The following is a 6,861-nucleotide window of genomic DNA, read 5'->3' on the forward strand; positions in this document are numbered from 1 at the left end:
CCCGCAGGCGCCATTGATGAGCTTCGCTCATGACCACCAGTGGTTCCGGCAGTGCAATCGCCGGCGTGAGCGGGCGTATCGTTGGGGTCCCCACTCGAAGGAGCACCCCATGCAGACACGAATCCTTGGCAACAGCGGCCTGCGCGTTTCCGCGCTCGGGCTGGGCTGCATGGGCCTGAGCCATGCCTATGGCACCGCGCCGCAGGTGAGCGATGGCGTTGCGCTGCTGCACGCAGCGGTGGAGCGCGGGGTGACCTTCTTCGACACCGCCGAGGTCTACGGGCCGTTCCGCAACGAGGAACTGCTGGGCCAGGCGCTGGCGCCGTACCGCGACCAGGTGGTCATTGCGACCAAGTTCGGGTTCAAGGAGGCCAATGCCGACCTGGGGCTGGACAGCCGCCCGGAGAACATCCGCGCCGTCTGCGAGGCCAGCCTGCAGCGGCTCAGGACCGACCGCATCGACCTGTTCTACCAGCACCGGGTGGACCCGAACGTGCCCATCGAAGATGTCGCCGGCACGGTCAAGGACCTGATCGCGGAGGGCAAGGTGAAGCACTTCGGGCTGTCCGAAGCCGGCGAAACCAGCATCCGCCGCGCGCATGCGGTGCAGCCGGTGGCGGCGCTGCAGAGCGAGTACTCCCTGTGGTGGCGCGAGCCGGAGCAGAGCGTGCTGCCGGTGCTTGAAGAGCTGGGCATCGGCTTCGTGCCGTTCAGCCCGCTGGGGCGCGGCTTCCTGACCGGGGCGATCACCGCCGATACCGAGTTTGCGCCCACCGATTTCCGCAGCTCGCTGCCGCGCTTTGCGGTGGAGGCGCGCCGCGCCAACCAGGCGCTGGTCGAGGCCATCGGCGCCATTGCCGCCGCCCGCCAGGCCACCCCGGCGCAGGTAGCGCTGGCCTGGCTGCTGGCGCGCAAGCCGTGGATCGTGCCGATTCCCGGCACCACCAAGCTGCACCGGCTGGAGGAGAACCTGGCCGCTGTCGAGCTGGTTCTGCACGAGGCCGACCTGCAGCAGATCGCGGCGGCGCTGGACGGCATCGCCATCGTGGGCGACCGCTACAACGCGGAACGGCAGAAGCAGGTCACCCGCTGACGGATGTCGATTTCATGCCCTGGCCAGCGTCGTAGTGGATGAACCCCTCTGCAAGGAACAGGTCATGAGCGACACCGCCCCGGTCAAAGGTCCCGCGTCGTACTTCCCGTCCATCGAAAAGACCTACGGGCAGCCAGTGGGACACTGGCTTGCCCTTCTGGCCACGCAGGGCGGGCTCAGGCACATGGCCCTGGTCACCTTCCTGAAGAGCCAGCATGGCCTGGGCCATGGCCACGCCAACGCCTTGGTGGCCCACCATTTGAAGGACCGGACCGGGTGAAGCGGCCATTCGTTGCGGGATGAATCGATTTCACCTGCAACTGTCACGCGGATCGTGTCTAATACCGCTCCCCACGTGTCTGGCCCCACCCCCATGTCCCTTGAATCCCATGGCCCCGCGCCGTGCGACGACGCTGACGGCCATCTTGTCACCGCCGGCCCGCTGACCCCGCCGCCGGACAGCGCCGGCACCGTGGCCGATGCCAACGCCCTGCGCCATTCGGTGGCCGAGGACGTGCAGGGCATGATCCTGGCCACCCTGGTGGCCTCGCTGGGCCTGGCGATCTTCGCCAAGGGCGGGCTGATGATCGGCGGCATGGCCGGCCTGGCGTTTCTGGCCCACTACGCGTTCGGCTGGAATTTCGGCCTGGTGTTCGTGCTGGTCAACCTGCCGTTCTACTGGGTCGCGGTGCGGCGCATGGGCTGGGAATTCACCCTGAAGACCTTCGCGGCGGTCACCGCCTGCGGCGTGCTGACCGACCTGCTGCCGCGCTGGGCCGATTTCGCCCACATGAGCTCGCTCTATTCGGCGCTGGTGGGCGGCGCGCTGGCCGGGCTGGGCATCCTGTTCTACATCCGCCACCGCGCCAGCCTGGGCGGCATCGGCATCCTGGCGGTATACCTGCAGCGCACCCGTGGCTGGAGCGCGGGCAAGGTGCAGATGTCGTTCGACACGCTGCTGATGGGCGTGGCGTTCTTCGTGCTCTCGCCGGACAAGGTGATGTATTCGGCGATCGGCGCGGTGGTGCTGAGCCTGGTGCTGATGTTCAACCATCGGCCCGGCCGGTACATGGGCGTCTGAGGGTTTACCCGGTTTTCTTGAGTTTCTGCAGGCGTTTGTACACCGGGCAATCCGGGCTGTGCGCGCCGGGCAGGTAGCCCAGGCTCATCAGGAATTCACCGGTGATCTCGCCGCCGGTGAAGCGGAACGTCTTCTTGAACAGCTTCACCCACTCGGCCTTGTCGCGCGGGTGGTGCGCATCCAGCCATGCCGCGAAGCTGCCGTGGCTGGCCCGCAGCTGCTGGATCACCTGGGCGTTGTGGATGGCCGCATGCACCTTGAGCCGGTTGCGGATGATGCCCGCATCGTTGAGCAGGCGTTCCACGTCGCGCTCGCCATAGCCGGCCACGGTATCCACATCGAACTGGCTGTACGCCGCGCGGAACCCTTCGCGCTTCTTCAGGATCGTCTCCCAGCTCAGCCCGGCCTGGTTGATTTCCAGCAGCAGGCGCTCGAACAGCTCGCGTTCGTCGCGCTGCGGGAAGCCATATTCGTGGTCATGGTAATGACCGTGCACCGGATGGTCCGGTGCGATGAGGCAGTAGCCGCTCATGGGGTCTCGTCTTCAACGGGAGGTTGTTCGATGCCCAGTCTAGGCCCATCGCCGAGCGACAGTTGCGGCCAGCGTGCTGGATGGATCGTCAGGTTACCCCGCAGCAGGGGGTCGTACGCCGGGTCGCCGCGGTATTCGGAGGGCATCGGGAACTCGATCTTGCCGGCATCGGTCCAGTCCTTGCCATCGCGCGCGTGCAGGCGGCATACCACGCCACCCCACGAGGGCTCGTGGCACAACAGCATCTCGTCCACGCCATCGCCATCCAGGTCGCGGCGCAGTGCCACGCAGACCTCGTCCATTTCCAGGCAGCTGCTGACGTTCACGGTCCTGGCCAGCAACGCCTGCCACCAGTCCGGGTCTGGCGCCGGGCTGCTCTTGGCCAGCTTCAGCTGCTGCTGCAGCACCTTGAGGTCTTTGATGGCGTCGCTGTAGTTCCCATAACGGACTTGCCGCGCGTCCACGCTCAGGACATTGGCGATCAGGGTGCTTGCACGCGGATCGTCGCGGAAGCGCGGGTCCTGCTGCAGCTCCTTCAGCACCTCGGCGCCGCGCCGGCCATAGCCGAAGCGCAGATCGGTGGCGTCTTCGCCCTTGATTGCCGGCGCGGTTGCCTGCAGCCGGGCCATCTGGCTGGCCAGGCTGATCCGGATCGGGTCCAGCACCGGCGTATTGGCCAGCACCGCCGCACCCAGCACCACCCAGCACATCCAGCGGTTGACCGGTTCGATCCGCTGCAGCCAGCGCCCGCGCCTACGTACTGCGGCCAGCGCGTAACCCACCGCGTAACCGCACACCAGCAGCGCCGCGAGCAGCGCCCAGAAGCGCTCCAGGGTGACCCCGTACTGGCTGATGCGCAGGCCCATTGCATACAGCGCCAGCGCCGCATACACCGGCAGCGTGACCAGGCTGGCCTCGACCAATCGGCGCAGCCACGCCGGGTAGGGCGCCAGCTCGCTTTCATGCTGGTACACCGCGTTGCTGAAGACGATCAGCAGCAGCACCAGGGTCAGCAGTACCGTGGCTGCCGAGCGCGTGCGCCACAGCGGCTCCAGCCCGGTGAAGGGCAGGCAGACCACGAAGATCACCGCGATGAACGCCAGCAGCGGCAGCAGGCCGCGCGCCACGGCAAACAGCACCTGGCGGATGACCTGGATGGCCCGGTCCTGGGTGCGCCCGATCAGCACGCCGAACCCGAACAGCATGCCAGTGGCCAGCGCGATGAAGGCTTTTTCGCGGAACAGGTCGCGGAAGAGGTGGATGTCCACCAGGTCGAACAGCGCCGCCCACAGCCACAGCAGCATCCAGGTCAGCCCGGTGAAGCCCAGTGCCAGCGCAAGGGTCAGCCCGTTCTGCCAGGCGCGCTCGAACAGGGCTGCGTAGGTGGCGCGCCAGTGTCCGTGCTGCAGCCGGAACTGCCACCACGGCAGCGCGACGAACACCGCGACGGCCACGCACACGGAGAACGGCAGCAGCAGCGGTGCCTGGCGCAGGTCGTCGGGCGTTCCGCCCAGGTTCCAGCCGATCCATCCGGCCATAGCCAGCACCAGGGCCGAGGCCAGCGCCGCGTGCAGCCACAGGCGGCGGTCGCGCAGGTCCACCAGGGTCAGCGCAACGGCGGTGGGGACGCTCAGCACCCAGGTGTACCAGCACAGGCGCGTGGCGAATGCCTGGAACGGCCCGTGGTCGGCCGCTTCCTGCACCGCGTACAGCATCAGGCCCTGCAACAGCGCGATCAGCACGATGGCGGCGCGCGAGGCAGGGGAAAGGGGTGGCTGCGGGTTCATCGTGCTCTCCGTTGCGTACACACGTCCATGACTGCACGCATCGTAGCCGAGGCTCACGCCCGTGTGAGGATGCAGCGGGTAGAATGGCCCCATGTCCACGTTGCCTACCTCCCTTGCCGATCACCTGCTGGTTGCGCTGCCGTCGCTGACCGATCCGACCTTCGCGCGCACCGTAAGCCTGATCTGCCAGCACGACGAGAACGGTGCCATGGGCGTGCTGGTCAACCAGCCGTCCGAGTACACGCTGGGCGATGTGCTGGCGCAGATGGAGATCCAGACCGACGACCTCGTCCTGCGCGACCAGGTGGTGCTCAATGGCGGCCCGGTGCATCCCGAGCGTGGCTTCGTCATCCATGACGATGCACGTGCGTGGGAATCGAGCCTGCAGGTGGGCGAGGGCGTGTACCTGACCACCTCGCGCGACATCCTCGAAGCCATGGCCCGCGGCGAAGGCCCGCGCAATGTGCTGGTCACGCTGGGCTGTGCCGGCTGGACCGAGGGCCAGCTGGAAGGCGAGATCGCCGACAACAGCTGGCTGACCGTCCCCGCCGATGCCGAACTGCTGTTCGCCACGCCGCTGGAGCAGCGCTGGCAGGGCGCCGCCGCACGGATCGGGGTGGACCTGTTCCGGTTGACGGACTACAGCGGCAATGTCTGAGCCGGCCACCATCCGCCGCGACGGCACCGTGCTCGGCTTCGATGTCGGCTCGCGCCGGATCGGGGTGGCGATCGGCAGTTCCTTCGGCACCCATGCCCGCGCCATCGCCGTGGTGGACGTGCACGGCAACGGTCCGGACTGGACCGCGGTCGAACGCCTGATCAAGGAATGGCGGCCCGATGGCCTGGTGGTGGGCGATCCGCTCACCCTGGATGGCCAGGACCAGCCCAACCGCAAGCGCGCGCAGGGCTTTGCCCGCCAGCTGCGGGAACGTTTCAAGCTGCCGGTGGTGCTGATCGACGAGCGCTCCAGCTCGGTCGAAGCGGCCCGCCGGTTCGCCGTCGAGCGTGCCGAAGGCCGCAAGCGGCGCCGCGATGCGGCCACGCTGGATGCGGTGGCCGCCGCGGTGATCATCGAACGCTGGCTGTCCTCGCCGGACGATGCCACCCCCGTTTCCTGACCCCCAGACCCTGCCCATGACCGCCTCGCAACTCGATTCCGACGGACGCCTGCGCCACCTGCTGACCCTGGAAGGTCTGCCCCGCGAAACCCTGCTGCAGCTGCTCGACCGCGCCGGCCAGATCCGCGATGCGGCGGTCGGCCGGGTCGGCAACAAGCGCCACGTGCTGGGCGGTTCGGCGGTGTGCACGCTGTTCTTCGAACCCTCCACCCGCACCCGCAGCTCGTTCCAGCTGGCCGCGCAGCGGCTGGGCGCGGACGTGCTGAACTTCGACGCCTCCACCTCGTCCACGCGCAAGGGCGAAACCGCCTGCGATACGCTGAAGAACCTGGAAGCAATGGGCGTGCGCGGCTTCGTGGTGCGCCACCCGGATGACGGCGCCGTGGCCGAGCTGGCCGCCGCGGCGGGCGAGGGCACCGCGCTGATCAATGCCGGCGACGGCCGCAGCGCGCACCCGACCCAGGGCCTGCTGGACATGCTGACCCTGCGCCAGGCCAAGGGCGGTGATTTCTCGAAGATGAAGGTGGTGATCGTCGGCGACGTGAAGCACTCACGCGTGGCTCGCACCGACCTGCATGCCCTGCGCACGCTGGGCGTGGGCGAGATCCGCGTGTGTGGCCCGCAGTCGCTGCTGCCGGACGATGACACGCTGAAGGGCTGCATCGTCGGCCAGGATTTCGACCAGATGCTGGAAGGCGTGGATGCGCTGATGATGCTGCGCCTGCAGCGCGAGCGCATGGAAGAAGGCCTGGTCCCTTCGATCGAGCAGTACCACGCCGAATACGGGTTGAACGCCGCGCGCCTGAAGCGCGCCGGCCAGGACGCGGCCGTGCTGCACCCGGGCCCGATCAACCGTGGCGTGGAAGTCACCGACGACGTGGCCGACGGCCCGCAGTCGTGGGTGCTGCGCCAGGTCGCCAACGGCGTGGCGGTGCGCATGGCGGTGCTGGAGACGTTGTTGGGGTGAGGGGCGGCGGCTTCGGATCGTCTGAACGTCGGACGGAATACGGGGGCGGTGTGTTTCGGGCTTCGGATGCTTGGGCCGCGCTGCGCGCGGTTTCCGGCCAACGGCCGGGGCTACGAATTTTTACGGGGCCATTGGGATTGGGATCAATCGACCGTGGGCTTCGGATCGTGTGAACGTTGGACGGAATACGGGGGCGGTGTGTTTCCGGCTTCGGATGCTTGGGCCGCGCTGCGCGCGGTTTCCGGCCAACGGCCGGGGCTACGAATTTTTACGGGGCCATTGG

Annotated in this window: 8 protein-coding genes; 6 read left to right on the top strand and 2 right to left on the bottom strand. The window is 68.0% G+C overall.

The annotated features are described in order from the left end of the window. Positions 1-109: 109 nt before the first annotated feature. From V9K91_RS11135 to V9K91_RS11145, 3 genes are all read left to right on the top strand, one after another. A complete protein-coding gene (locus tag V9K91_RS11135) occupies positions 110-1,093 on the top strand; it encodes an aldo/keto reductase (RefSeq protein ID WP_307107351.1) in 984 nt (327 codons plus the stop codon). 64 nt (positions 1,094-1,157) lie between these two features. Continuing rightward, on the top strand, positions 1,158-1,373 hold the full coding sequence (locus tag V9K91_RS11140; RefSeq protein WP_068854565.1) for a DUF4287 domain-containing protein: 216 nt from the start codon (positions 1,158-1,160) through the stop codon (positions 1,371-1,373). A gap of 93 nt (positions 1,374-1,466) precedes the next feature. Beyond that, positions 1,467-2,174 carry a YitT family protein gene (locus V9K91_RS11145; protein WP_068849751.1) on the top strand — a complete coding sequence of 236 codons (708 nt, stop codon included), beginning with the start codon at positions 1,467-1,469 and terminating at the stop codon, positions 2,172-2,174. A gap of 4 nt (positions 2,175-2,178) precedes the next feature. Here the strand turns inward: V9K91_RS11145 and V9K91_RS11150 are convergent, their stop codons facing one another. Together V9K91_RS11150 and V9K91_RS11155 are read right to left on the bottom strand one after the other, a co-directional pair. Continuing rightward, positions 2,179-2,706 carry a DNA-3-methyladenine glycosylase I gene (locus V9K91_RS11150; protein ID WP_336442882.1) on the bottom strand — a complete coding sequence of 176 codons (528 nt, stop codon included), beginning with the start codon at positions 2,704-2,706 and terminating at the stop codon, positions 2,179-2,181. Further along, entirely contained in the window at positions 2,703-4,493 is a 1,791-nt protein-coding gene (locus V9K91_RS11155; RefSeq protein ID WP_336442881.1) for a DUF4153 domain-containing protein, read from the bottom strand. Before V9K91_RS11155 ends, V9K91_RS11150 begins: the two co-directional genes overlap by 4 nt. Positions 4,494-4,584: 91 nt before the next feature. Between V9K91_RS11155 and V9K91_RS11160 the strand changes: the two genes are divergently transcribed. Genes V9K91_RS11160 through V9K91_RS11170 form a run of 3 tightly spaced genes read left to right on the top strand, consistent with a single transcriptional unit; the run spans position 4,585 to position 6,578 of the window. Then, entirely contained in the window at positions 4,585-5,151 is a 567-nt protein-coding gene (locus V9K91_RS11160) for a YqgE/AlgH family protein (RefSeq protein ID WP_068849768.1), read from the top strand. Next, the gene (gene ruvX / locus V9K91_RS11165; RefSeq protein ID WP_068849771.1) at positions 5,144-5,611 is read left to right on the top strand and encodes a Holliday junction resolvase RuvX; all 468 of its coding nucleotides are present in this window, start codon (positions 5,144-5,146) and stop codon (positions 5,609-5,611) included. The genes V9K91_RS11160 and ruvX overlap by 8 nt, the downstream gene beginning before the upstream one ends. Positions 5,612-5,627: 16 nt before the next feature. After that, positions 5,628-6,578, top strand: a complete 951-nt coding sequence (locus tag V9K91_RS11170; protein WP_068849774.1) for an aspartate carbamoyltransferase catalytic subunit — start codon at positions 5,628-5,630, stop codon at positions 6,576-6,578. Positions 6,579-6,861: the final 283 nt, after the last annotated feature.

It is taken from the genome of Stenotrophomonas sp. CCNWLW57 (genome assembly GCF_037203925.1).
GTDB lineage: Bacteria > Pseudomonadota > Gammaproteobacteria > Xanthomonadales > Xanthomonadaceae > Stenotrophomonas > Stenotrophomonas rhizophila_A.